The following is a 24,178-nucleotide window of genomic DNA, read 5'->3' as shown; positions in this document are numbered from 1 at the left end:
GTTGTTGGAGACTACGACGTAGATAGGTCAGGTGTGTAAGCGCTGCGAGGCGTTGAGCTAACTGATACTAATTGCCCGTGAGGCTTAACCATACAACACCCAAGGGGTTTTGACGGACTCGAATAGAGCCTTGAATGTGTAAGAACGAGAACAAACAAAGTCACTTTCCAAGATTTTAACGAATTTGCTTGGCGACCATAGCGTTATGGACCCACCTGATTCCATGCCGAACTCAGTAGTGAAACGTAACAGCGCCGATGGTAGTGTGGGGTCTCCCCATGTGAGAGTAGGACATCGCCAGGCTTCCAATTTAGAAAAGCCCTGACCTGACGGTCAGGGCTTTTTTGCATCTGCACTTTTTCATATTTACCACAGCTCTCGTTTTTAATCCCCGTTACCGCTAACTTCTCGACTTGCTTCTACACTGTCAGCACTTGTTATCTGACAGGAACCTAAGCCATGTCATCACAACGTTCTAAGCGATTGAGAAAGAAACTGTATCTGGATGAATTTGCGGTTTTTGGCTTTGTGATCGGTCTGAAACTAAATACGGAAAGTGATGAAGAGTTAGATGCTTTTATTGAGTCTTTGGCCGACTTTGCTGAATCCCGACACCTGCTAGTTGGCGGCGGAGGTATGAGTGATATCGAGCTGGTTATAGGTTCCGCTCTCAGGTATGGCTCTGCGACAGAGCAGGATAGGAAATCAATTCAGGAATGGATTGAAGAGCGGAATGAAGTTGAATTGCTGGATTTGGGACCGCTTGTCGATCTCCATCAATTGGAGTTTGTAGATTAATTAAAAAAAGATCCGGATGGCCGGATCTATTGTCTTCTTGAATTATTGAGTGTTCAGGCGTGCCATAAAAAGCGCATCGACGTATTTTCCATTTCGAAAGGCGTAATCAACTGCGACACCTTCCTGCCTAAAACCAAACTTTTGATACAAGGCAATTGCGGCTTCATTGTCACTATAAACGGTTAACTCGATTCGGCGCAGGTTCAGCCAGTTGTCCGCTAAGTCTATCATTGCAGTAAGCAATGCGCTGGCGACACCTTTTCCTATGTGGTCATCATGCACTGCCATGCCAAATTGTCCGACATGACGTCTTCGCCCTTTATGGTTGGCTTCAAAGCCTAATTGACCGACTATCTCACCATCCTCTTCTGCGACCAGGCAGTAAATGTCATCCGGTATATTATTGAGTCGCTTTTCCCACATCGTGAGCGATGGTAGTGGCATTTGCAGTGTGCCAGCTTGTGCTTTAGGGCAGGCATAGAGTTGCTGAATAGCAGGAATATCGCGAGGTTCTACAGGACGAACAGTTACAGGCATAGTCACTCCTTAGGTAATGCCAGAGGGACTTTTCATCATTGCTTGCAACTGATTGCTAGGCAAGCAGTTTTTTAGTTGGTAATTGCTTACTTCTATCACTCAAGGTGAAGGTCTAGTGGTGTTTTACTATCGCGTCCACCGATCTCACGGGTCAGGCGTGGGACCATAAAGCCAGAGACCTCTTTGATAAGACCAGACATCAGCTTTTTGGCTTCTTCATCGTCAATCAGAAAATGCGCAGCTCCTTTTACCTTATCCAGTACATGCAGGTAATACGGCAAGATGCCTGCATCAAATAAGCTGTTGCTCAGGTTTTTCAGTGCATCGACAGAATCATTCACACCGCGGAGAAGCACACCTTGGTTTAAGAGAGTAACACCTGCTTGTTTTAGTTTTTCCATCGATGCACGGAGCTCGTCGTCAATCTCGTTCGCATGGTTGATATGCGTAACCAGCACCACACTAAGCCTTGATGACTCAAGCATGTGAGTAAGTGCTAACGTCACTCGGGATGGAATAACGACAGGTAAACGTGTGTGGATACGGAGACGCTTGATATGCGGTACAGACTCTATGGCTTCAATCAGCCATTGCAGTTCGTGATCTTTTGCCATCAGTGGGTCGCCACCTGAAAGGATGACTTCATCCACTTCGGGATGCTGCTGTAAGTAAGTGATCGCTTCGCGCCAGACGTCTTTCCCGCCTTTGTTGTCTTCATACGGGAAATGGCGACGGAAACAATAGCGGCAATTAATCGCGCAGCCACCCTTTACAATCATCAGTACACGGTTTTTGTATTTGTGCAGCAGGCCTGGAACCGTATTGTCCTGCTCTTCAAGTGGATCTGTGGTGAAGCCACTGACTTCTTCGAACTCTTCAATCACTGGCAACACTTGACGCAGCAGAGGGTCGTGTGGGTTACCTTTTTCCATGCGATTGATGAAGCTCTGTGGCACGCGCTGGGAAAATAGTTCACGCGCGCTGAAGCCAGACGTCCATGCGGAAGGCTCTATATCAAGCTGTTGCAGAAGCTTTTGAGGATCTGAGACAGCATTTGCCATTTCTTTGAGCCAGTTTTGCTCAACAGAAGGCGCATTTCGGGTTATTATGTCCGGCATTTATGACAACTTCGAAGATGTTAAGAGGATAGACATGGCGTCTTTTAGCACCAATGAATTCCGCGGCGGAATGAAAATTATGCTCGATAACGAGCCTTGTGTCATTATCGAAAACGAGTTCGTTAAGCCAGGTAAAGGCCAAGCGTTCAACCGCGTGAAAATCCGCAAATTGCTTTCTGGCAAAGTGCTGGAGAAGACTTTCAAGTCTGGCGACTCTGTTGAAGCTGCTGACGTTATCGATATGGAACTGGACTACCTTTACACCGACGGTGAGTTCTGGCATTTCATGAACGCAGAATCATTTGAGCAAATCGCGGCTGATGAGAAAGCAGTAAGCGAAAACATCAAATGGCTGAAAGAGAACGATCGTTGTACTCTGACTCTGTGGAACGGCAACCCAATCGCAGTGACTCCACCAAACTTTGTTGAGCTGGAAGTGACTGAAACTGACCCAGGCCTGAAAGGCGATACTCAGGGTACCGGTGGTAAGCCAGCAACTCTGATCACTGGCGCAGTTGTGCGTGTACCTCTGTTCATCCAAATCGGCGAAGTGATCAAAGTTGACACTCGTTCAGGTGAATACGTAAGCCGTGTGAAGTAATTCATTACTTCTCTCGCTGAAAAGCGTCCTTCGGGGCGCTTTTTGCGTATCAGAGCTCCATAAATTCCAATTTATCTTCGCAAACACTCTTCTATCATTTTCTGTTTTTATATTTCGTTAAAACCGAATAAATAAAGTCAATGTTTCGAATATTCCTGTTATAAATTTTTTGTTACATTTATTCCCGCTGGTGATGAGTAGTTATTCACTTTGGCCTAAGAGCCATACCGCTTTATTCATCAAGCAGCAAATAAGAAGGAAAAGAAAATGGACACTAAGAATCTAGGACAGGGTTTAAAAATGGAAGAAAGACGTCAGTTGGCTAGAACAGGTCTCAAAGCAGCGATTATTGGTATACCGCTGCTCGGGTTGGGGCTGACAATTAACAGCTCAGTATTGATGACAGATGCTGGCTACACCTATGTTCATCAGAACAATATGACAGGTGAGTTGGATGTATTTACTGAGCCGGGTATTCACTTTCGGATGCCGTTTCTTTCGAAGATTACACAGTACGATCAAGTGATCACTGTGTCATTCGGTAACAATGCAGGTGAAGATTTCTACCAGCGCTTGGATCCGGTGCAGGTGCGATTTGCCGATACCTATATAGGTCAAATTCCGGTGACCTACCGCTTCAAGCTAAGTAATGATCCGGAAGCTGTGAAGAAAATGCACCGAGAATTTCGTAACAACAGCAACCTGATTGATGCTTTGTTAGTCAAAAACGCTCGAAACGTCACGGTGATCACAGCAACCCAGTACACGGGAGAGGAATTCTTCCAAGGCGGACTGAACCAATTCAAATCTAAGCTTGGCGATCAGCTTCGTGAGGGGATCTATTTGACCGAACGTCGTCAGGTTGAGGTGGAAGAGTTGGACTTAGCACCGGTAGGTTTGGATCAGTCTGATGCCAACAAGCTGCAACGCACCCAACAGTTGGTCTGGAAAACCGTGCCTGTGCGAGATGCAAGTGGCCAGCCAATCCGACAGGATAACCCGCTGCAGCAATATGGTATCCATGTCACTCAGGTCACCATTGGCGACCCACAACCGGAGAAGCAGTTAGACCAATTGTTAGCTGATAAGAAACGACTGGTCGCGGATCGTATCCGTGCGATTCAGGAGCAGGAAACCTCAAAGGCGCAAGCGGAAACCGAGCAGCTTCGTAAAGAAATCCAACGTACCCGTGAAGTACAGGATGCACAGCGTACGAAAGAGCTGGCGGTGATTGCCCAACAAAAAGAGGTAGCGGTTGCGCAGCAAATTGCCAAGCGTGAGATTGTTGAGGTAGAAAAAACCAAGCAATTGGCGGAAGTGGAGAAATCCAAAGAGCTGGCGATTGCCGAAGCCAACCTTGCGATTCAACAAGCTAACGCGAAGGCTGCGGAGTTCGAAGCTCTAGCGATTCTGGCTAAAGGTGAAGCGGAGGCGGCCATATTGAAAGCCAAGTATGATGCGTATGGTGCAAACCGCGACGTCTATCTGGCAGAACTTAACCGTGATATTTCTACGTCGCTTTATCACAACCTGAAAGACTTCAAAGTTGAAGTACCAAAGCACTACTTTGGTGGTGGTGATGGCGGCAAGATGACCACTAATCTTGATGTGATCACCGGGCTTGGTGCATTGGGAATGATGGAAAAAACCGAAGCCATGCAGAAAGTTCAGCAGTAAAGGCCTATCTCAACAGAGCCTGGGTAAACAAAAAGGGAGCAAGTGCTCCCTTTTTCTCGTTTTACTGGCTGTTAAATCATGAAAATGAAGATAACAGACAGGGCGCTGATCAGAAATGCCGTGGCGTAACAGGCGACTTTGCCTGCGGTGCCAGTGTGGAATTTCAGATCGTGCATACCATGGTGTAGGCGGTGCATTGCATGCCACATTGGCAGAGACAGAGTACCGACGGTGAACAGTGCACCGATGAAGCTTGTGACAAAACCTGTCACGCGCTCATAGCTCAATGCTTCTGCATCCAGCATGCCCATTGGTGCCATGATGCCCAGAACCAGAATGGTTACAGGGGTGATCATTGCAAACCATGAGCCACCTGCACCAAACAGACCCCACCATACCGGTTCGTCAGAACGTTTTGGATTCAAATCGACCACGTTAAATCTCCTCAGATGTCGGGGTTAAACCAGAAACAGAATGACAGCAGAAATCACCGCAACAGCAGCCCACTGTGTCAGGACGATCACTTTCTTATCCAGCAGTTTGCCACCGATGCGGATAGGCATCACTTGCGGCATCATGCTGAAGAAAGTCTGTGCGTGGAACAGGCTACCCGCGAGTGCCACGATGTTGATCGCGATAACCACAGGGTTTGCCATGAATGACAACCAACCATTCCATGCCGCTTCGCCAACGACCAGACTGCCTAAACCGAAAGTCAGGCACAGGGTGAAGAAAATCAGCGGAAGCACAGTGGCTTCACGCACCATGTACATGCGGTAGAAAGGATGGTCTTTCCACCAGGTACGCTTCATTTCACGAACGTAAGGTTTACGGTTAGACATCCTTAAGCCTCCACTTTCTTAGAGCCATCTGGCTTGAGCATTGCGATCACGAAGTCTTGTGACGATGCGATCTTGCCTTGGTTTACCGCGCCTGCCGGGTCAACGTTCTTCGGACATACCTCAGAACAGTAGCCCACGAAGGTACAACCCCAAGCGCCGTTTTCACCATTAATCAGCTTCATACGCTCAGCAGCACCGTTATCACGGCTGTCGAGGTTGTAGCGGTGTGCGAGCGTCAGCGCGGCTGGGCCAATGAACTCAGGGTTCAGACCAAACTGCGGACATGCCGCGTAACACAGACCACAGTTGATGCAGCCAGCGAACTGTTTGTAGCGCGCCATTTGCTCAGGCGTCTGGTTGTTCGGGCCATCTTCCGGTGTGCGGTCATTACCAATGATGTAAGGCTTGATGGCTTCAAGACGCTCGATGAACGGCGTCATGTCGACAATCAAATCTTTCTCGATAGGGAAATTCGCAAGTGGCTCGATGGTTACACCATCCGGGTAATCACGAAGGAAGGCTTTACATGCCAGTTTTGGTACTTTGTTGACCATGATGCCGCACGAACCACAGATCGCCATGCGGCAAGACCAGCGGTAAGACAGATCTTTGTCCAGGTGATCTTTGATGTAACCCAACGCGTCCAGTACAGACATGGTTTCATCAAATGGCACATCGAAGGTTTGCAGACGTGGTTCGTCATCTTTCGATGGGTCGTAGCGAAGAATGCTGACTTTCTGAATGCGGTTTGCTGACATTATGCCTGCTCCTTCTCTGCTTTTTCAGCCTTCTTCGCTGCTGCTTCAGCTTCTTCTGCAGCAGCGCCGTAAAGACGTGCTTTTGGCTGAGACTTGGTGATTTTCACGTCACTGTATTTAATGGTTGGTGCACCTTCTGGGTTATAGAACGCCAGCGAGTGCTTCAGGAATTTCTGGTCATCACGCTCGGTGCAGCCGTCATCTAAACGTTGGTGCGCACCGCGGGATTCACGGCGAAGCACGGCGGAGTGCGCCATGGCTTCAGCAACTTCCAGACCGTAGCCCACTTCAATCGCATACAGCAGGTCGGTGTTGAATACCTTGCCCTTGTCTTTGATGCTGATGCGCTTGTAGCGTTCTTTCAGCTCAGCCAGCTTGTTGATGGTCTCTTGCATCAGATCTTCGCGGCGGTAGATACCACAACCCGCTTCCATGGTATGACCCATTTCAGTACGGATTTCCGCCCAGTTCTCATCGCCTTCTTGAGACATCAGCACATCGATGCGAGCTTTCACTGCTTCCATCTGATTTGCGATTTCAGCTTCGTTCCAGCCTTTGAATTCAGCGGCACGGTCAGCGGCACCTTCACCGGCTACGCGGCCAAAGACCACCAATTCTGCCAGTGAGTTTGAGCCCAAACGGTTCGCGCCGTGCAGGCCGACAGAAGAACACTCACCCACCGCAAACAGACCTTTAATGCTGGTTTCAGTGCGGGAATCAGTTTCGATACCACCCATGGTGTAATGCACAGTAGGACGGATTGGGATTGGCTCTTTCGCTGGGTCAACGTTCACATACGCTTTTGCCAGCTCACAGATAAACGGCAGACGTTCCTTGAGGTACTCTTCACCCAAGTGGCGAAGGTCAAGGTGAACCACGTCACCCAGTGGGTGCTTGATGGTGTTGCCTTTTTGCTGCTCGTGCCAGAAAGCTTGCGACACTTTGTCACGCGGGCCCAGCTCCATGTATTTGTTCTTTGGCTGGCCAACCGGAGTTTCCGGACCCATGCCGTAATCTTGCAGGTAACGGTAGCCGTTCTTATTGACGATGATACCGCCTTCACCGCGGCAGCCTTCTGTCATCAGAATGCCGGTGCCTGGCAGACCGGTTGGGTGATATTGAACGAACTCCATGTCGCGCAGTGCCACACCGTGACGGAAAGCCATCGCCATGCCGTCGCCAGTCACGATACCGCCGTTGGTGTTGCAGTTGTAAACACGACCCGCACCACCTGTTGCCAGTACGACAGATTTCGCTTTAATGCAGACCAGTTCGCCTTCCGCCATGTGAATGGCGATAAGGCCTTGTACTTCATTGTCGACAACCAGCAGGTCAACGACGAAATACTCGTCGAGACGTTTGATTTGTGGGTATTTGATCGATGTCTGGAACAGGGTGTGCAGCATGTGGAAGCCGGTTTTATCAGCGGCAAACCAAGTGCGCTCAACCTTCATACCACCGAAGCGACGTACGTTTACGTCACCGTTTTCCTTGCGGCTCCATGGGCAACCCCATTGCTCCAACTGAACCATTTCGCGAGTCGCGTTTTCTACGAAATATTCAACAACGTCCTGTTCACATAGCCAGTCACCACCGCCAACGGTATCGTTGAAGTGGTTGTCGAGACTATCCTCATCCTTGATGACAGCGGCGGAGCCACCTTCTGCGGCCACCGTGTGGGAACGCATTGGGTAAACCTTGGAAACCAAAGCAATTTCCAGCTCTGGGTTTGCTTCTGCAGCAGCAATTGCAGTACGAAGACCTGCACCGCCCGCGCCAATAACAGCGATATCTGTGGTAATGGTTTTCACAGCTATCCTCCGGAGGATTGTTAAAAATGTAAAGATGCTAACCGTGCATCTAACTCAAAAACTTTCCCCATCTTATTAAAGTTAAATCCCGTAAATTTTGACCTGAAAGGGTATTTGTTCCGAGTTTCTGCCTTCTAAAAAGCCAGAGCAGTAGATTTGTGATCCAGGTCGTTAGACAGGAAGAAATCACCTTGTTAAACAGAGGTTGCGCGTCGTTTTCTCTTGTTTCTGACACGTAAAATCTGTCATCGATACATGCAATTTAACTCTCTCTTTTAAAAAGGAAAAACGGTGAAAATGAGAATGGTTATCGAAAGGAGTTGTGCGCTTTTATTGCGCTAATTCAGTCGCTTGAATGAAAGGGCAGAAAAGGCATTTATGATGCTGATAAAAACACGGGTTTCTATCATGCCTCGCGAAAGCTAAAATGCCGCCAGTCATAATGAGATTGAGTGATAGCAATGACCCTTGAATGGCGTCCCACCGCAGAAATTGAAACCCTGAAAGCCAGAGCCAAACTGGTGAACGATATTCGCGGCTTTTTTGTCGAGCGTGATGTGCTGGAAGTTGACACGCCAGCCATGAGTCAGGCGACGGTGACGGATATTCATCTGCATACCTTCAAGACGGAATTTGTCGGTCCCGGCTTTGCCGAGGGTATCCCGCTTTACATGATGACCAGCCCTGAGTTCCACATGAAACGCCTGCTGGCGGCGGGGAGTGGCGCTATCTACCAAATCAACAAAGCGTTTCGTAACGAAGAAGCGGGGCGAAATCACAACCCTGAATTCACCATGCTGGAATGGTACCGTCCAGGCTTTGACCATCATGCATTGATGGATGAAATGGATGCCTTGCTGCAACTGATTCTGGGCGTTGGCGGTGCAGAGCGAATGACTTATCAGGAAGCGTTCATCAAGGTGCTCGGTGTCTGCCCGCTAGAAGGCTCGATGGACGAGTTAAAGGCCGCAGCTGCACCACTCGGATTGTCTGATATCGCCGATCCGGAAGAAGACCGCGATACCTTACTGCAACTCTTATTCAGCGTTGGTGTTGAAGAGCGGATTGGCCAAACCGTTCCGGCTTTCGTTTACAACTTCCCGGCATCACAGGCGGCATTGGCGCGAGTGTGTGAAGAAGATAGCCGTGTGGCGGCGCGCTTTGAGGTCTACTTTAAAGGTATTGAGCTTGCGAACGGTTTCTATGAACTGGACAACGCCGACGAGCAATTGGCCCGTTTTGAAGAAGATAACCGCAAGCGCGAAAAGATGGGGCTGCAAGCCCAGCCGATTGATCACCATTTGATTGAAGCGATTCGTCATGGCTTGCCGGATTGCGCAGGTGTTGCGTTGGGTATCGATCGTCTGATCATGCTGGCTTTAGGCAAAACCCACATCGATGAGGTGATTGCTTTCCCGGTCGGGCGAGCTTAATCCCTCCCCAATAAAAAAACGCCGCATGATGCGGCGTTTTTTTATTGGGAAACCATCAGCCACTGGTAACAATAAGACCTGCGCCAATAACAGCGAGCGCCGCACCTAACCAAGCGCTTGGTGCGGGGCGTACGCGGGTAAACAGCCAAATCAACGGCAGGATCATTACCGGTGTCGTGGAAGATAGGAGCGCGACCATGCCTACTTCTCCCCATTTCAGCGCGTACATAATCAGGGTCATACCGACTGCCATTGCCAAAAAGCCGTTCACGACAACCATACCGAAGATACGCCAGTTGATCGGGTTAACAGGTTGCGCGACACGTATCTGGAGGAAAATCAGTGTGCCGTGGGCAAGGAAAGCCGCGATCATCCGGATAGCGGAAGCGGCAATCGGATCGACACCTTGGGTTAAAACAGGCTTGGCAATGACCCCACCCAGCGACTGGCAAAGTGCTGCAGTTAAACCTAATCCCACTGCCACCCAGATGTTGCCTTTGGTTTCTTCCCATTGGTGCGCATTACCGCTTTGGCGGAAAAAGACCGCAATCATCACTCCGGAGAACACCAGAATGGCACCGAGCAGGCGGATCCCTTCAAGCGTTTCTCCAAACAGCCAGATGCCAAGTAGGGCAGAAAAGACCGCATGACAGGAATACAAAAGGCCAGAGCGTCGGGGTCCTATTCGGTTCATACAGCCAAACAGGGCGGTATCGCCAATAAAGATCCCTATAAGGCCAGACAGCGCCATCGGCCAGAGAATATCGGATGAGACGGTTGCCCAGCCACCTGTAAACAAGGCCAGTGTTGTCAGCATCACTGACACACATGCCATCCGCCAGCGACTATAAGCAAAACTGCCTAAGTGACGCGCAGGCGTGACCGAAATCAGGCTGGAAATACCCCATAGGAAGGCAGCGCCGAGCGCGAGCCATTCGTAACCCAAGATGACACCTTTAACTTAAAGAACCGGAAAGGAGCGCGAGTTTATCCGCTGAAGCATGACGGGAAAAGTGCTCAGTGCACTTTCCCCGCAAATAGATGGAATCAGTTTAGGACAAGCAGTGTGGCGTAGACAATCGCAAGGCCAACCAGACCCACGATAATGCCGACTTTTGCCATATCTTTGCTTTCAATCAGACCTGTGGAGTAAGCCAGACTGTTTGGTGGTGTTGATACAGGAAGTATCATGCCAAGAGATGCTGAGAAGGCAACGACGACAAGAAGTCCCCGAATGCCGCCGACAGAAACAAGGCTGTCCATCGACATCGCAACCGCTGCGGCAATCGGCATCAGTAGGTTGGCAGTGGCTGTGTTGGACATGAAATTGGCCATCAACCAGCAAATCATAGAGAGCGTCAACACCACGGCGAGTGGCGATAAGGCATCGTAATCCACGGCATGAGCCAGCGCAGCGGCCAGCCCGGTTTTGTCGAGCGCCAAACCAATCGCAATACCACCGGCAACCAGCCAAAGCACATCCCAGTTGATAAGCTTCAGCTCTTCCTTGCCCATGATGCCGGTCAGGGTGAATACCGCGAGCGGAATGATCGACACTACATAGGTGTTCATGCCATGCAGGTTGGTGGTCATCCAAAGCAGGATAGTAGCGGCAAACGTGGCATACACCGTGTAAGCACGCCAGCTTTTTTGAAACGCACCGTTGAGCTTGAGCTTCATTTCTTCCTGTTCAGTCGGGAAGAGTTTTTGGAGCAGCCACCAGGAAAAAGCCAGTTGTACTGCCACAAAAGGCAGACCCATGGTCATCCATTCCAGAAAGCTGATGGCGTTTTCTCCGGTGAGGTATTGCAGCGCAATGGCATTCGGTGGCGTGCCAATCGGTGTGGCGATACCGCCTGTATTAGCAGCAATGGGAATGCACAGTACCAGCGCTTTTACGCCGTTATCACCGCGTGGCACGGACGCCACAATGGGGGCAAGCAGTGCCAGCATCATAACCGTGGTGGCGGTGTTGGACATAAACATGGAAAACACCGCAGTAATCAACATTAAGCCCAGCATGATAAAGCTCGGCTTGGTGCCGAAAGGCTTAAGCAGAACACGGGCGAGGTTGTTGTCGAGATCGTACTTGGAAGCGGCAATCGCCAGCGCAAAACCACCCATAAACAGAATGATAATGGGGGACGAGAAGGCGCTTAAGATGTCGGTATATTTGATGAGTTCACCCAGATCATGACCGGGCACCGCTTCACGGAATAAAGAGAGTCCTTTGTCAGAGATCATAATGAGCTCAAGGGCGATGATCAGGATCGAGGTGGCAAATACCGGCACGGGCTCAAGCACCCAAAGCAGGGCCGCTAGCAGGAAGATCGCCAGCAGGCGATGCTGTATCACAGTCAGGTCATCCAATGGGATCCAATCTATGGGCATCATCAACACACCCAAAGGGACACCAAACGCCACAACAAACTTCAAAATATCAGCGCGGGAAAGGCTTGGCATACGGCAGACTTCCATTCTCAGAAAACAGAAATAAGCGGCCAGTATTTGCTTGTTATTTCATTGTGTTGAGCCGCTCGGTACGAGCTACAGGATACGGAGTGGCAGAGAAAATACTCTGTGTTTGGATAAACTTTGGGCACAAAAAAAGGGCATTGCTGCCCTTTTCGTTACAGATCACAGTTTGTGTGATCAGTCTGCTTATTCGGCGGTTTGCGCTTCGTCGCTTTCTGTCTCGGCTGATGCTTCAACACCGTTCTGGCGCGCGTATACCTCACCCATGCGGGTTGGTTTACCAGGAATGATAGCGTCATCAAAGGTGATCGCGCCTTTCGGGAACAAGTTGATCACGGTTGAACCCAGCTTGAAGCGACCCATCTCTTCGCCTTTTTTCAGCGTGATAGCTTGCTCGCCTTCTGCTGGGTAATCCCAGCGGCGGATGCTTTGGCCAGTAGGTGGTGTGACCGTGCCTGACCAAACCGTTTCAATGCTGCCGACAATGGTCGCGCCAACCAGAATGTGCGCCATTGGACCGAAAGCAGTATCGAAAATACACACTACGCGCTCGTTACGTGCGAACAGATTAGGTACGTTTTCTGCGGTCAGCGGGTTGACGGAAAACAGGTCGCCCGGTACGTAAATCATCTGGCGCAGTGTGCCGTCACATGGCATGTGAACACGGTGGTAATCACGAGGTGACAGATATAGTGTGGCGAAGTCACCATCAGTAAACTCTTCCGCCAACTTAGCGTCGCCGCCCAGCAGTTCACAGGCATCAAAGGTGTGGCCTTTCGCCTGAATCAGACGGCCTTTTTCAATTGGGCCAGCTTGGCTCACACATGCATCGGCAGGGTGGGCAATCACGTTTGCTTCGTCATTCAGAGGGCGTGCGCCGTCTTTTAATTCACGGACGAAGAAGTCATTAAAGGTTGGGTAGCTTTTCGGATCTGGGTTCTTAGCTTCGTTCATTTCCACCTTGTACTGGCGGATAAACCACTTGATCACAGCCGTTGTCAGAAAGCCGGCTTTAGCTGCTGCCAGCTTGCCAACAAGGCGGGTCAGCAGGTGTTTTGGCATGCAGTACTGCAGGCCAATTTTTAAATCGTTAGACACGGTTATTTTCCTAACTCGTATGCGCCCGAGAACGGGCCTGGAATTTAAAAAGCGGCCTAGTTTACAAAATTAACAGGCCGCTAACCAGTTGATGTGTAGTTGAGCCAACTGGATCAGTTTTCTTTATTGCGTGAAAACTGACGATTTGCCTTCATCTCAGACATGCTGTCGATGATTTTGTGGTAGCTCTCGAAGCGCTCAACACTGATCTTGCCGTCTTCTACTGCTTCTCGCAGCAGACAGCCTGGATCGTCTTTGTGTTTGCAGTCTCGGAACTTACAGCCTCCGAGGAATTCGCGGAATTCTTTGAAGCCTTGAGTCACCTGCTCAGGCTCTAAGTGCCAAAGACCAAATTCACGCACTCCAGGGCTATCAATCAGATCGCCACCATCAGGGAAGTGATACAAACGCGCTGTCGTGGTGGTGTGTTGGCCAAGACCTGAGTTTTCAGAAACTTCACCGATATCGGCATTCACTTCAGGAAGCAGGGCATTCACCAAACTGGATTTACCTACGCCAGATTGACCCACGAAAATGCTTGTGCCATCGGCCAAACTCGCTTTCAGCTCGCCGACGCCTTCACCGCTTTTCTGGCTGACCATCAATACTTCGTAGCCAATTTCGGCGTACAAAGCGAGGATATTCTTAACCATTTCAAGGCCTTCAGCGTCCAACAAATCAATCTTGTTGATCACAATAAGGGGCTTGAAGCCAACCTGTTCGGTAGCGATCAGGTAACGGTCTATAATGTTCGTAGACAATTCGGGTAATATCGCGGAAACGATCACCACCTGATCAATATTGGCCGCGACCGGTTTGACGCCGTCATAGTAATCAGGACGGGTAAGCACTGAGTGGCGTTCATGAGCAGCTTCCACAACGCCGGCAATGCCTTGCAGTGTTTCCACGCCTGGACGCCAGACGACTTTGTCTCCGGTCACCAAGCTTTCGATAGAGCGGCGAAGGTTGCAACGGTGGATGATGCCAGTTTGAGTATCTTCGATGTCAGCGTGCTGACCGAAACGGGTGATCACCACCCCTTCACGGGCAGACTCAAGCAGAGATTCGTCCCACTGGACCTCTTCTTGTTGGCGATCGATGCGTTTTTTTTGATTTGTCCGTACTCGGCGTAACTGGCCTTTTGTGAGCTTTTTCTTTTTTGCCACGAGAATGTCGCTAGTTTAGTTGGCTTTCATGTCAGGCTAAGTATGATACATGGTTTACTTGTAAAATAGGCAATTTGGATGTCTTTCAGCGATAAGAATTTAATCTGGATTGATCTCGAAATGACAGGGCTCGACCCAGAAGTACATAAAGTCATTGAGATCGCTACCGTTGTAACAGATGCTGAACTTAATGTGTTAGCTGAAGGGCCTGTGCTCGCCATTCACCAGTCTGATGAAGAACTGGCGAAAATGGACGAGTGGTGTACCAATACTCACACTGGCAGCGGGCTGGTGGATCGTGTAAAAGCAAGCACCGTGAGTGAAACTGACGCGATCAAACAAACGATCGCTTTCCTGCAAGACTGGGTGCCTGCCGGTGTGTCGCCGATTTGTGGCAACAGTGTTGGCCAGGATCGCCGTTTCCTCTATAAGCATATGCCTGAACTGGAACGTTTTTTCCATTATCGTACCGTCGACGTCAGCACGATCAAAGAGTTGGTTCGTCGCTGGGAACCTGAAGTTCTGTCAGGAATCAAAAAACAAGGGACTCATTTGGCACTGGATGACATTCGGGAGTCAATTGAGGAACTTCGTTACTACCGGAGCAAGATCTTTACGATCTGACGGCAAAATAACCAATGCGAAGAAAAATCAAAAATTCTGGATTCAGAGTATTGCATCCGCGATTTTTCTTCGTATAATTCGCAGCCCTGACAGAGACAAATGTCTTTGATAAAGCGACACTAGCTCAGCTGGTAGAGCGCAACCTTGCCAAGGTTGAGGTCACGAGTTCGAACCTCGTGTGTCGCTCCAAAAATTTGAATGATCCGATTGATCGTCGGATGATCTATGCGACACTAGCTCAGCTGGTAGAGCGCAACCTTGCCAAGGTTGAGGTCACGAGTTCGAACCTCGTGTGTCGCTCCAAAATTTGAAATGATTCCGATTGATTGTCGGATGATCTATGCGACACTAGCTCAGCTGGTAGAGCGCAACCTTGCCAAGGTTGAGGTCACGAGTTCGAACCTCGTGTGTCGCTCCAAATTTTGATTTCCTTCGGGAAGCGCAGAATAGGCTAAGCCCTAAGCTGCTAAAAAAAAATAATCCAACACTGTTGGAACAAAAAGCGACACTAGCTCAGCTGGTAGAGCGCAACCTTGCCAAGGTTGAGGTCACGAGTTCGAACCTCGTGTGTCGCTCCAAATTTTCTTTCGATAAGAAAGCTCGAATGGCAAATTTAGCCGTTTGATTCAAATTTACCGAAACATTTCGGACGCTCTTTGAATGCGACACTAGCTCAGCTGGTAGAGCGCAACCTTGCCAAGGTTGAGGTCACGAGTTCGAACCTCGTGTGTCGCTCCAAACTTCCATTTGGAAGTGCGCTACAGCAGGTATCAAAGCCAAGGTTGAGGTCACGTCTTTTACCTTGAGAGCAGGAACCTCATGTATCGCTCCAAATTTCTTACGGAACATCATCTGTAAGCACCAACACTCAGCATTGAATGCACCAGTTATTTTAGGGTGTAGCGGGTCGTTGTCTTTAATGCTGTGAAGCATTATCTCCGGGCAAGGTCTAGCCCAAATACAATCTGAATGAGTTTTTGCAGCGAATGTGTCTGCATCAAGCTTTGAGCACCTTTTTATCGTGTTTCTTAACAGAGTTATCCACAAAGCCTAGCTTGTGGGTAAAGCCGTTGATGAATATCAGAAGATGTGACGTTACTCAGAGTTATTTGTGCGGATGTTGATCGGTGGAAAACTGATCCCTGTGAATTGTTTTCATTGTAACCTTATGTTTTAAATGAAATTAAAATGTATGGATCCAATGTTTTCAAACGATTATCCCCAACTTCATCACCTTTCGTGACTTTCATCTGAGATTATTCACAGAGTGTGTTTAACTTTATCAGCATGCACTGTTTTATAGCGTACTGAAAAGGTTTTCCACATTTCGCAGAAGAAGTGAATCTGTGTCTTGTTTTTGCATTAATTTTGAGCAGATAGGTGACTTTCCACTACCGCACGATTGCGCTTAGGCATCCCTTGGTAAACCTTTCTGAACGATTCTGACTAACCTCTTGGTTGAGGAAGACAGAACATCAACGGCATGTTCATTCCGGCGTTTAATCTGTTGTTCAAGCGCCCAATCAAGGTGCTGATCAAGCATAGCAGAGAATCCTTTGGCCGATTCCAAAAGTTCAATAATCTCTGGATCATAAGGGGCATTTCCCATGGCCACAGAGAGGTTACGGCGCCATTTTTCGTGGCCTATACGGCGAATGGCCGAACCCTCAGTTTCTTTCAAAAATGTGGATTCATCCCAGCTGAACAACGTTTTCAGAGGTTGCTGGACCAAGCTTTCTCGCCCATAAAAATCAGACTCGTTGGTTAACTCAGCTTCGCGGTTGTATGGACAAACCAACTGGCAGTCATCACAGCCATAGATTCGGTTCCCCATCGCCTCGCGAAACTCTTCTGGGATTTCACCATCAAGCTCAATCGTGAGGTAAGAAATACAACGTCTGGCATCGACAATGGTGTCGCCAACAATGGCATCAGTGGGACAAGAGGTGATACATGCTACGCACTTGCCACACTGGCTTACTGTCGGCTCATCCACTGGTAAGGGCAGATCAATCAGCAGTTCGCCCAGAAAAAACCAAGAACCGACGTCTTCACTGAGCAGCAGCGAATGCTTGCCTGTCCAGCCAAGACCGGCCTTCTCTGCCAGTGGACGTTCCAGAACCGGGGCGGAATCGACAAAAGGTCGATAGCCGAATTTCCCTACTTCTTCCTCGATTCGCTGTCCTAATTTTTTCAGGCGGTTGCGGATGAGTTTGTGGTAGTCACGGCCAAGCGCATAACGACTGATATAGGCAAGAGAGGGAGTTTCCAATGTTTTGGCGAACCCGGCATCTGGCGGAAGGTAATTCATTCTGGCACTGATCACGCGGACTGTGCCTTCAACCAGTTCCTGAGGACGGGCGCGCATCATGCCATGGCGTGTCATCCAGTCCATTTCCCCGTGATAGCCGTTATCGAGCCAGCGTTGCAACTGTGCTTCATGCTGACTGAGATCAACATCGGTGATCCCAATATGCTGAAATCCTAGTTCATGTCCCCATTGCCTGATATTTTCAGCAAGTTGGGTAAAATTGATCGACGATAAAGATCGGGACTCAGGCATAAGATCAGCAAGGAAAAACAAAGATGAGCGCAAGTCTACCACACTCACTTTACCGATCGGATCAGGTCAGAGACGGAGAGCGCAAGATCGCAGCGGATCTTGGTGTGGAAATGTACAACCTGATGGAACTTGCGGGTTTGTCTGTTTTTGACACGATGAAAGAGCGTTGGCCTGATGCAGAATCGATCCTTGTGTGTTGTGGCAGCGGCAATAATAGCGGTGATGGTTATGTGATCGCCAGGCTCGCTCTGGAAGCCAAGATGTCAGTGACACTGGTATCGGTGGCAGACCCTTCTACTGTCGTTGGTGATGCGTTAAAAGCGCAGCAGAAGTTTGTGGCTGCTGGTGGTTTGATATTGCAAGGCATTCTGCCAAGCGACAATTATGACGTGGTTGTTGATGCGCTCTTTGGTACCGGGCTCAGCCGCGATTTATCAGGTGCATACTTGCTAGCGGTGAATACCATTAATGCCTTGGACTGCCCTAAGATCGCCGTGGATCTTCCGAGCGGTTTGGATGCGGATACCGGACACGTCTGGGGTGAGGCCGTCATTGCAGATTGTACGGTTAGCTTTGTAGGGTTGAAGCAAGGCCTCTTTACCGGCAAGGCGCGCGATCATTGTGGTGACATTCTCTATGACGGTTTGGGTATTGGAGAGGAGTTTGCTGCGCATATCCCTGCTTCGTCTACACTGCTGACGCTTTCTCTCGCAGCAGAACTGGAACCCAAGCGGAAGGGCTGCGTGCATAAAGGTCATGCCGGGCGTGTGATGTGTGTGGGTGGTCAAAAAGGGATGGGCGGTGCCATTGTTCTGAGTGGTCAGGCGACATTGCGAAGCGGAGCTGGATTAGTTGCAGTCTTGAGTGATGAGAGTCATGTTCCTGCTTTGTTGGCACGCCAACCAGAACTGATGACGCGCTGGTGGCACGAGAGCGAAACCATTGAAACGCTCAGAGGGGTTCTGGCTTGGGCTGATGTCATTGCCATTGGCCCTGGTCTTGGTAGAAGTGCTTGGGCCGAAAAGCTATTTGATACCGCTATTGCAAGCGGACGACCAATGGTCGTTGATGCTGATGCACTTAACCTGCTGGCGGACGCTCCCAAACACAACGATCACTGGGTTTTGACGCCGCATCCTGGAGAAGCCGCAAATTTATTGAGAACCAGCGTAATAGAAATTGAACGGGATCGTTTTTCTGCCGTCAAAGAACTACATAAACGCTATGGCGGTGTAGTGGTGCTTAAAGGCGCAGGCACAATCGTTTATGATGGCTGCACTTTAAGCATCATTGATGCAGGCAACCCCGGAATGGCCAGTGGCGGCATGGGAGATGTCCTGACAGGCGTAATTGCTGGATGTATGGCGCAAATGCTCTCGCCTTCAGCATCAGCCAACTTTGGTACTTATTTACACAGTTACGCGGCAGACATTGCTGCGCAAGAGGGAGAGCGAGGGCTGGTGGCCAGTGACTTGCTTCCTTTTCTCGGAAAAAACATAAAACAAATGCAACGGTAGACAGAGCAAGTACCGTTGAAAAAGCAGTGAGAAACATGACACAGACTTTTATGACTGAGCTTGCCGATGAGCAGGCAACAGTTGCCTTTGGTGCGGCTGTGGCAGCATCGTGTGCGCAGCAAACAACAATTTATCTTCACGGTGATCTGGGGGCAGGGAAAACCACTTTTTCCCGCGGTTTTATCCAGTCTTTAGGCCATTCTGGCAATGTGAAAAGCCCGACTTATACCTTGGTTGAACCTTACCAACTGCATAGCTGGCAAGTTTATCATTTCGATCTTTATCGACTCGCTGATCCGGAAGAGCTCGAATTTATGGGGATCAGGGATTACTTCACACCTGATGCACTTTGCTTGGTGGAATGGCCAGAAAAAGGTGAAGGTTTGTTGCCGCAACCGGATCTTGATATCACACTGAAATACAAAGACGAACAACGTTCAGTGCAGGTAACAGCCAACACGCCTGTTGGTGAAGCGCTGCTGGCAAAACTGGAGTGGAAATAACGATATGCTTTGGCGGGGCGTGTTACTGGGTTTGATCTGTTGGCTGGGAGCTTTTTCTTCTGCGCTGGCAAATTCACTGGAAAATGTGCGGGTCTGGCCTGCGCCGGATGAAACGCGCGTAGTGATGGATTTGGCGGGTGAGCCTTCTTATAGTTATTTCACCCTAACCAAGCCAGATCGTCTGGTCGTGGATCTAAAAGACACCTCTTTGGGAATGACGCTGCCGAAAAACGTCAGCGACAGTAAGATTCTCTCCAAAATCCGTAAGAGTAACCCGCCAAGCAAGGGTACCTATCGTCTGGTTTTCGAACTCAAAGACAAAAGTGTGCCGCGCCTGTTTCCGCTGGCACCGGGTGGCGAATATGGTCACCGACTGGTCATTGATATTCCTCACGGCAATAAAAAAGTTGCCGCTAAGCCGAGTAAACCAACCAAGCCTGCTACTGCGACAGAAACTCAAACCGCACTGCCATTTGGTACCGACGACATTATTATCGCTATCGACCCAGGTCATGGCGGTAACGATCCGGGTGCGGTGGGGCCACGGCGTAAATATGAAAAGCATGTGACTCTGGCTATTTCCCGACAGGTTGCTGCCAAGATCAACGCTGTACCTGGCATGAAGGCGGTACTGACACGTAATGGTGACTATTTCGTTGATCTCAACAAGCGCTCGGATATAGCCCGCCGTAAAGGGGCGCATCTGTTAGTTTCAATTCACGCTGATGGATTCCACAAACCGCAGCCTCGCGGTGCGTCTGTCTGGGTGTTATCCCGTCGCCGTGCTAACAGTGAAATCGGTCGTTGGATAGAAAAACACGAAGAGCAGTCCAATTTATTGGGTGGTGGCGCACTACTGAACGACAATGAAGACGAGTACCTGAGCCGTGCAGTATTGGATTTGCAGTTCAGTAACTCACAAAAAGAAGGTTATGACGTTGCGATTCGCGTACTGAAGGAAATGGGTAAGGTGACTAAGCTTCACAAATCCAGCCCTGAGCATGCGAGTCTTGCAGTACTGAAATCACCTGATATCCCATCACTTTTGGTTGAAGCTGGCTTTATCACCAATCCTCAGGAAGAAAAACTGCTGCATACTGCCAGCCACCAAAAGAAAATTGCCAATGCCGTTTATAAGGGTGTGCTGACCTATTTCGAAGAATTCCCGCCAGATGGCACCTTGATGGCTGCGCGTAAGAATGGCGTCAAACACAAAGTGACGTCTGGTCAGTCTTTGTCAGTGATTGCGAGTAAATACGGCAGTTCGGTGTCAGCGATAAAAGCGGCAAATGGCCTGAAGTCTAACAGTCTGAGAGTGGGTCAGGTATTGACTGTTCCTGATGTTAATGTTGGTGCGCTCGCATCAGCGACCAAGCCCTCAGGAAGCAGCTCTAAGCCTGTGATCTCATCAGGTAAAACCGTGACTCACACCGTTAAGCGTGGTGAATTTCTCGGTAAAATCGCGCAGGAATATGATGTTAGTGTTGCCAGCATTCGCAGTGCCAATAAACTTCGGTCTGATGAATTGGCTATCGGGCAGAAATTGAAAATTGTGGGCGTAAAGCCCAAGGATAAGCAGCACAAAGTGAAACGCGGAGAGTATCTGGGTAAAATCGCCAGCAATTATGGGGTGACGGTAGACAGTATCCGTCGCGCCAATAAATTGCGTTCTGACGAGTTGGCTGTTGGCCAGACCTTGATTATCCCCGGGAGCTAAGCATGGCAATTCAAATCTTACCTGCGCGTCTGGCGAACCAGATTGCAGCAGGCGAAGTGGTTGAAAGGCCTGCTTCTGTCGTTAAAGAGCTTGTCGAAAACAGCATTGACGCGGGGGCGACCCGCATTGATGTTGATATCGAGAAAGGCGGCAGCAAGCTTATCCGTATTCGTGATAACGGCTCAGGCATTGCCAAAGAAGAACTCGAATTGGCACTCAGCCGTCACGCTACCTCCAAAATTTCTTGCCTTGATGACCTTGAAGCCATCATCAGTCTTGGGTTTCGTGGCGAGGCGCTTGCGAGTATCAGCTCGGTATCCCGACTCACGCTGACATCGAGAACCATTACCCAATCGGAAGCTTGGTCCGCCTATGCAGAAGGACGGGATATGGCAGTGCAGGTTAAACCTGCTGCTCATCCCGTAGGGACAACGGTTGAAGTGGTGGATTTATTCTTCAATACACCAGCTCGTCGCAAGTTTCTCCGCACTGACAAAACTGAATTTGGCCATATTGATGAGCTGCTGAAACGCATTGCGCTGAGCCGTTTTGATGTGGCTATCACGCTTCGTCACAACGGCACTATCGTGCGCCAGTATCGAGCGGCATCGAATGATGCCCAGCGTGAAAAACGACTAGCAGCTATTTGCGGTTCTCAGTTTGTAAAAAGCGCCGTGGAAGTGAGCTTGGAACATCAAGGTTTAACCCTTCAGGGCTGGATTTGTACGCCGGAAGGTGCGCGGGCGCAGAACGATATTCAACACTGTTTTGTGAACCAGCGGATGATGAAAGACAAACTCATCAATCATGCGATTCGGCAGGGCTATGAAGCATCATTGCGTCCCGATCAATTCGCCGCTTACGTTCTATATATCGATATCGATCCGCATCAAGTGGATGTGAATGTTCACCCTGCCAAGCATGAAGTGCGTTTCCATCAGGCCCGCCTGGTACATGACTTTATCTATCAGGCCGTGGCAGATGCCTTAGTTCAAGTTGCGGCAGAGCAAGCTCCCGTGCTTGAGTTTGAACAGTCGCCAGTGAGTGATCTCAGCAGTGGGCAAAATGCTACCCAGCCTGAAGCTTTGCCTGATATCCCAGCAGGTGAAACAGGCAATTCAGTGGAAAGCCAAAGCTCGGGCTCTGCTTATTCCAACTACCCAGGTCAGGCAGAATATGCAGAGTGGCGGCCTCAGTCTGCAGGGCAGAGTCAACGTGCTTCGGGTTTTAGTCAGTCGTCTTCGGGAGCTTCGTCTGGCAGTGGTTCGCGCCGTGAGCAATATGGAGAAACTGCGCCGTCGAAGCGAGAGCAAAAAGTGTATCAAGCGCTCATGACAACCCCTGTGGTACCTGCGGCGGATTCGCAAGTGGCCGAGGCCGCTCCGGTGTTTACCCCACAAACGATGACACAAACACCGGTTTCCGTTGGGCATGCAGGAAGTGGCTTGGGTAAGGCGTTGGCCGTGGTGTCGTCCAAGTACTTGTTGCTTCAACGCGCCGATGGTATTGCCCTGCTGGATTTGGATGCCGCTTCTTACCTCGCCATGCTTGGACAATTCCAAGCTGCGGCAGAGGGCAAAGGCATGAAAGCGCAACCGCTTTTGATTCCTCAGGCGCTACCTGCATCGGGTGAAGAGTTGGCATTACTTGCGAAACATGAAAGTCTGCTTCAGCAATTTGGTATGCTTCTTCGCCAAAAGTCGTCGACTCAGTTGATGGTGATGGCCGTTTGTCAGCCGATGCGTAATCATAATTTGCAGCAGTTCGTTCCCGCGTTAATGGCATTTATTGCCAGCGAGTCCGATACAGTGGCTGCTGAATCACTGGCAAAGTGGCTCGCAGGTCAGGCGACGCAAAAAACAGACGTCTACGGTTTGTCACAAGCCGTTACACTGATCTCTGATTTAGAAAACTGCTGGCAGGAGAGGCTGGCAGTGCATTATTCAACGTTGTTGCGTCCGGTTGACGTGACAGCGGCAATAGAAGCTTTTAAACATGACTAAGCCATTGCCGAAGGCAATTTTTTTAATGGGGCCGACTGCATCAGGTAAAACTGATCTGGCAATTGGCCTGAGAAAACAGTTTCCTGTTGAGATCATCAGTGTTGACAGCGCTTTGATCTACAAGGAAATGGATATTGGCACGGCCAAGCCAACTGCAGAAGAGTTGGCACTGGCTCCGCATCGATTGATCGACATCCTAGATCCATCAGAAGCTTATTCGGCTGCGGACTTTCGTGCAGATGCCTTGCGCGAAATGGAAGATATTGTCGCAAAAGGGAGAATTCCCCTTTTGGTTGGTGGTACCATGCTTTACTTCAAAGCATTATTGGAAGGCTTGTCTCCTTTGCCATCGGCGGATCCAGTGATCCGCGCTAAAATTGAACAGGAAGCGAAGGAGCACGGCTGGCAGGCACTGCATGACGAGTTGTGCAAAGTAGATCCTGTCGCAGGTGCGAGGATCCACCCGAATGATCCTCAACGATTGTCGAGAGCGCTGGAAGTTTTTCGTATTTCGGGTAAAACTCTCACTGAGTTGACCGAAACCAAAGGTGAACCGTTGCCATATGAGGTTCACCAATTTGCTATAGCCCCTAAGGAAAGGGGAGAGCTGCATCGACGTATCGAGCTGCGTTTCCAGAAAATGATGGGAGCCGGTTTCGAAGCGGAAGTACGCAAACTTTATGATCGTGGCGATCTGAATCCTGATATGCCTTCGATCCGTTGCGTTGGGTACCGACAGATGTGGGATTATTTGGCGGGTAGCTGTTCGCTTGACGATGCAGTTTATCGCGGTGTGTGCGCAACCCGTCAGTTAGCCAAACGTCAGATCACTTGGCTTCGTAGCTGGGATGATTTGACATGGCTTGATAGCGACGATGCCGGGCTATCGTTACAAACAGTCACAAAGTGTCTGACCTGATCCGGGAAGAGACAGGTA

General features: G+C 49.7%; 21 protein-coding genes, 5 tRNA genes and 2 rRNA genes. 17 read left to right on the top strand and 11 right to left on the bottom strand.

Annotated elements, in window-relative coordinates; genetic code table 11:
• The 3 genes from GCE9029_RS21305 to GCE9029_RS21295 form a co-directional block, all read left to right on the top strand.
• Positions 1-92 (top strand): 23S ribosomal RNA (locus tag GCE9029_RS21305); the annotation flags it as partial.
• Positions 93-187: 95 nt separating this feature from the next.
• Positions 188-303: ribosomal RNA gene (gene rrf, locus GCE9029_RS21300) — 5S ribosomal RNA — on the top strand.
• Positions 304-459: 156 nt separating this feature from the next.
• Positions 460-798, top strand: coding sequence for a 50S ribosome-binding protein YggL (locus tag GCE9029_RS21295; RefSeq protein WP_062666712.1), 339 nt, complete (start codon positions 460-462; stop codon positions 796-798).
• 42 nt (positions 799-840) lie between these two features.
• On the opposite strand, the gene GCE9029_RS21290 is transcribed toward GCE9029_RS21295, so the two are convergent.
• Together GCE9029_RS21290 and epmB are read right to left on the bottom strand one after the other, a co-directional pair.
• Positions 841-1,335: a GNAT family N-acetyltransferase gene (locus GCE9029_RS21290; protein WP_062666710.1), complete on the bottom strand. Its 495-nt coding sequence runs from the start codon at positions 1,333-1,335 to the stop codon at positions 841-843.
• A 95-nt stretch (positions 1,336-1,430) separates the two neighbouring features.
• On the bottom strand, positions 1,431-2,453 hold the full coding sequence (gene epmB / locus GCE9029_RS21285) for an EF-P beta-lysylation protein EpmB (RefSeq protein ID WP_062666708.1): 1,023 nt from the start codon (positions 2,451-2,453) through the stop codon (positions 1,431-1,433).
• A 34-nt stretch (positions 2,454-2,487) separates the two neighbouring features.
• Here epmB and efp point away from each other — a divergent pair, with 34 nt between their 5' ends.
• Together efp and GCE9029_RS21275 are read left to right on the top strand one after the other, a co-directional pair.
• Entirely contained in the window at positions 2,488-3,054 is a 567-nt protein-coding gene (efp, locus tag GCE9029_RS21280; protein WP_002535616.1) for an elongation factor P, read from the top strand.
• 267 nt (positions 3,055-3,321) lie between these two features.
• The gene (locus GCE9029_RS21275) at positions 3,322-4,731 is read left to right on the top strand and encodes an SPFH domain-containing protein (RefSeq protein WP_002535615.1); all 1,410 of its coding nucleotides are present in this window, start codon (positions 3,322-3,324) and stop codon (positions 4,729-4,731) included.
• A gap of 71 nt (positions 4,732-4,802) precedes the next feature.
• On the opposite strand, the gene frdD is transcribed toward GCE9029_RS21275, so the two are convergent.
• From frdD to frdA, 4 genes are read right to left on the bottom strand one after another with little or no spacing between them, the layout of a single operon-like run.
• The gene (gene frdD, locus GCE9029_RS21270) at positions 4,803-5,165 is read right to left on the bottom strand and encodes a fumarate reductase subunit FrdD (RefSeq protein ID WP_062666706.1); all 363 of its coding nucleotides are present in this window, start codon (positions 5,163-5,165) and stop codon (positions 4,803-4,805) included.
• A gap of 24 nt (positions 5,166-5,189) precedes the next feature.
• Entirely contained in the window at positions 5,190-5,573 is a 384-nt protein-coding gene (gene frdC, locus GCE9029_RS21265; protein WP_046303027.1) for a fumarate reductase subunit FrdC, read from the bottom strand.
• 2 nt (positions 5,574-5,575) lie between these two features.
• Positions 5,576-6,331, bottom strand: a complete 756-nt coding sequence (locus GCE9029_RS21260) for a succinate dehydrogenase/fumarate reductase iron-sulfur subunit (protein WP_046303028.1) — start codon at positions 6,329-6,331, stop codon at positions 5,576-5,578.
• Positions 6,331-8,142: a fumarate reductase (quinol) flavoprotein subunit gene (gene frdA / locus GCE9029_RS21255; RefSeq protein WP_062666704.1), complete on the bottom strand. Its 1,812-nt coding sequence runs from the start codon at positions 8,140-8,142 to the stop codon at positions 6,331-6,333. The genes GCE9029_RS21260 and frdA overlap by 1 nt, the downstream gene beginning before the upstream one ends.
• 461 nt (positions 8,143-8,603) lie before the next feature.
• On the opposite strand from frdA, the gene epmA reads away from it, so the two are divergent.
• Positions 8,604-9,575, top strand: a complete 972-nt coding sequence (gene epmA / locus GCE9029_RS21250) for an elongation factor P--(R)-beta-lysine ligase (RefSeq protein WP_062666703.1) — start codon at positions 8,604-8,606, stop codon at positions 9,573-9,575.
• Between the two features lie 55 nt (positions 9,576-9,630).
• Here the strand turns inward: epmA and GCE9029_RS21245 are convergent, their stop codons facing one another.
• From GCE9029_RS21245 to rsgA, 4 genes are all read right to left on the bottom strand, one after another.
• Positions 9,631-10,521 carry a DMT family transporter gene (locus tag GCE9029_RS21245; protein ID WP_062666701.1) on the bottom strand — a complete coding sequence of 297 codons (891 nt, stop codon included), beginning with the start codon at positions 10,519-10,521 and terminating at the stop codon, positions 9,631-9,633.
• Positions 10,522-10,622: 101 nt separating this feature from the next.
• The gene (locus tag GCE9029_RS21240; protein ID WP_062666699.1) at positions 10,623-12,038 is read right to left on the bottom strand and encodes an SLC13 family permease; all 1,416 of its coding nucleotides are present in this window, start codon (positions 12,036-12,038) and stop codon (positions 10,623-10,625) included.
• A gap of 198 nt (positions 12,039-12,236) precedes the next feature.
• Positions 12,237-13,148, bottom strand: a complete 912-nt coding sequence (gene asd, locus GCE9029_RS21235) for an archaetidylserine decarboxylase (protein ID WP_062666697.1) — start codon at positions 13,146-13,148, stop codon at positions 12,237-12,239.
• A gap of 113 nt (positions 13,149-13,261) precedes the next feature.
• Positions 13,262-14,314 (bottom strand): small ribosomal subunit biogenesis GTPase RsgA, encoded by a 1,053-nt coding sequence (gene rsgA, locus GCE9029_RS21230; RefSeq protein WP_062666695.1) that lies wholly within the window; start codon positions 14,312-14,314, stop codon positions 13,262-13,264.
• A gap of 78 nt (positions 14,315-14,392) precedes the next feature.
• Here rsgA and orn point away from each other — a divergent pair, with 78 nt between their 5' ends.
• The 6 genes from orn (at position 14,393) to GCE9029_RS21200 (ending at position 15,676) form a co-directional block, all read left to right on the top strand.
• Positions 14,393-14,938: an oligoribonuclease gene (gene orn, locus GCE9029_RS21225; RefSeq protein WP_002535604.1), complete on the top strand. Its 546-nt coding sequence runs from the start codon at positions 14,393-14,395 to the stop codon at positions 14,936-14,938.
• Positions 14,939-15,051: 113 nt separating this feature from the next.
• Positions 15,052-15,127 (top strand) — tRNA-Gly (locus GCE9029_RS21220).
• Between the two features lie 38 nt (positions 15,128-15,165).
• Positions 15,166-15,241 (top strand) — tRNA-Gly (locus tag GCE9029_RS21215).
• A gap of 39 nt (positions 15,242-15,280) precedes the next feature.
• Positions 15,281-15,356, top strand: a tRNA-Gly gene (locus GCE9029_RS21210).
• 84 nt (positions 15,357-15,440) lie between these two features.
• Positions 15,441-15,516: transfer RNA gene (locus tag GCE9029_RS21205), tRNA-Gly, on the top strand.
• Between the two features lie 84 nt (positions 15,517-15,600).
• Positions 15,601-15,676, top strand: a tRNA-Gly gene (locus GCE9029_RS21200).
• 670 nt (positions 15,677-16,346) lie between these two features.
• Here GCE9029_RS21200 and queG read toward each other — a convergent pair.
• On the bottom strand, positions 16,347-17,474 hold the full coding sequence (queG, locus tag GCE9029_RS21195; protein WP_157487848.1) for a tRNA epoxyqueuosine(34) reductase QueG: 1,128 nt from the start codon (positions 17,472-17,474) through the stop codon (positions 16,347-16,349).
• A gap of 50 nt (positions 17,475-17,524) precedes the next feature.
• Between queG and GCE9029_RS21190 the strand changes: the two genes are divergently transcribed.
• The 5 genes from GCE9029_RS21190 to miaA are packed head-to-tail and all read left to right on the top strand — an operon-like array spanning position 17,525 to position 24,160.
• On the top strand, positions 17,525-19,018 hold the full coding sequence (locus GCE9029_RS21190) for a bifunctional ADP-dependent NAD(P)H-hydrate dehydratase/NAD(P)H-hydrate epimerase (RefSeq protein ID WP_062666693.1): 1,494 nt from the start codon (positions 17,525-17,527) through the stop codon (positions 19,016-19,018).
• Positions 19,019-19,053: 35 nt separating this feature from the next.
• On the top strand, positions 19,054-19,521 hold the full coding sequence (gene tsaE, locus GCE9029_RS21185) for a tRNA (adenosine(37)-N6)-threonylcarbamoyltransferase complex ATPase subunit type 1 TsaE (protein WP_062666691.1): 468 nt from the start codon (positions 19,054-19,056) through the stop codon (positions 19,519-19,521).
• A 4-nt stretch (positions 19,522-19,525) separates the two neighbouring features.
• Complete coding sequence (locus GCE9029_RS21180) at positions 19,526-21,238, top strand: N-acetylmuramoyl-L-alanine amidase (protein ID WP_062666688.1); 1,713 nt, start codon at positions 19,526-19,528, stop codon at positions 21,236-21,238.
• Between the two features lie 2 nt (positions 21,239-21,240).
• Positions 21,241-23,241 carry a DNA mismatch repair endonuclease MutL gene (gene mutL / locus GCE9029_RS21175; protein WP_062666687.1) on the top strand — a complete coding sequence of 667 codons (2,001 nt, stop codon included), beginning with the start codon at positions 21,241-21,243 and terminating at the stop codon, positions 23,239-23,241.
• The gene (gene miaA, locus GCE9029_RS21170) at positions 23,234-24,160 is read left to right on the top strand and encodes a tRNA (adenosine(37)-N6)-dimethylallyltransferase MiaA (RefSeq protein ID WP_062666685.1); all 927 of its coding nucleotides are present in this window, start codon (positions 23,234-23,236) and stop codon (positions 24,158-24,160) included. The genes mutL and miaA overlap by 8 nt, the downstream gene beginning before the upstream one ends.
• Positions 24,161-24,178: the final 18 nt, after the last annotated feature.

Origin of the sequence: Grimontia celer (assembly GCF_900055185.1) — a bacterium.
GTDB classification, from domain to species: Bacteria; Pseudomonadota; Gammaproteobacteria; order Enterobacterales; family Vibrionaceae; genus Enterovibrio; species Enterovibrio celer.
This window is presented reverse-complemented; position numbering and strand designations above follow the sequence as displayed.